The sequence below is a fragment of the Synechococcus sp. H60.1 genome, assembly GCF_047462335.1.
Taxonomy (GTDB): domain Bacteria; phylum Cyanobacteriota; class Cyanobacteriia; order Thermostichales; family Thermostichaceae; genus Thermostichus.
In genome coordinates this window covers 1-1,273 of sequence record NZ_JANSJA010000079.1, presented here as the reverse complement: position 1 = coordinate 1,273, position 1,273 = coordinate 1, and the positions used below count along the sequence as shown (strand labels likewise).

The 1,273-nt window shown below is 56.2% G+C and carries 2 pseudogenes; one reads left to right on the top strand and one right to left on the bottom strand.

The annotated features are described in order from the left end of the window. Positions 1–1,013 (top strand): annotated as a pseudogene (locus NW852_RS04525) (hypothetical protein); the annotation flags it as partial. 4 nt (positions 1,014–1,017) lie between these two features. On the opposite strand, the pseudogene NW852_RS04520 reads toward NW852_RS04525, so the two are convergent. Further along, positions 1,018–1,273 (bottom strand): annotated as a pseudogene (locus NW852_RS04520) (hypothetical protein); the annotation flags it as partial.

Genomic DNA, 1,273 nt, shown 5'->3' with positions numbered 1-1,273 from the left:
AACTTTTTGACGCCATCTTGATCGATGAAGGTCAAGATTTGCCGCCTGCCTTTTACCGTTTAGCCTATCAAACTTTACGGGATCCCAAGCGGCTCTACTGGGCCTATGACGAAGCCCAGGGCATTGGCTCGTTGACGGTGCCAGGGGCAGCCGAGCTATTCGGGCGCGACGAGACGGGCAAACCCAAAGTGCGGTTGGGAGGGCGAGCCATCGTACTGCGCCATTGCTACCGCACTCCAAACATCATCCTCATGGCTGCCCATGCCATCAACATGGGTCTTTTGCGTGGAGGCCATCCTTTGCAGGGGGTCACCCAAAAAGAGCAGTGGGAAGGTTTGGGTTACGAAGTGGTGGAAGGTGATTTTCGTAAGCCTGGATCCCCAATTACCCTCACCCGCAAGGCTTGCCACCCCGTCGATCAAGAAAACTTTGATCCCAAGGTGGATCCCCAGTCGCTGCTGGTCTGGCGCACCTTCCCTTCTGAGGAAGAGGAGCAGAATTGGATTGCCCAACAGATCGAGCGCGACCTGAAGCAGTGGAGTTTTCGGCCGGAAGATCTTCTAGTTACAAGTGTAGCCAGCTTCAGAGGGAGCAGACCCTACTGGGAAAGCCTAAAGGCCAGGCTCAAACAAAGAGGAATTAGCGCCCTCATTGCTGGCGAAGATGCCGATCGGGATATTTTCCGCTTGCCGGGGCACGTCACCCTGTCGGGGATCTTCCGGGCCAAGGGCAACGAAGCTTGGAAAGTCTACGTCTGCCAGTTTCAGAACGCCACCGAGCCGGGGCTAAGTGTAGAGGAGCAACTGCGCCGGCGCAATCAAGCTTTTGTGGCCTTGACACGCACCAAGATCTGGTGTGTGGTTACAGGGATCTGCCCCAAAGATCAACTGGCCCCCGCCTTCCAAGAGCTGCGGCAGGCCAAGGAGCAGTACCCCTACCTACGCTTCCCAGCTTTTAACAAGGGATCCCTGCGGCGGGTTCATGAGGTGGATCTGGACTTGGAAGGTGCTTGAAGAATTACCGTCTGCCCTCAAGCGAGCCCAGCTCTGCCATCGCTTTTGCCATATCGTCTAGGTCGTTCACCTTCTCCTCAATGGCTGCAAAGATTTCGTCATAGGGGTTGGCCGAGGCGGAGGTGGCGGCAGCTTTGGTGGTAGAAGTGGAGCTGAATCCCTTTCCAAACCCAGACGGGTGGGCGGCAAAGTTACCGGAGCCTGTTGCTTGGCGAACTTGATTGAGGCGGGCAATCTCTTGGGCCAAAAGATCCCGTTGT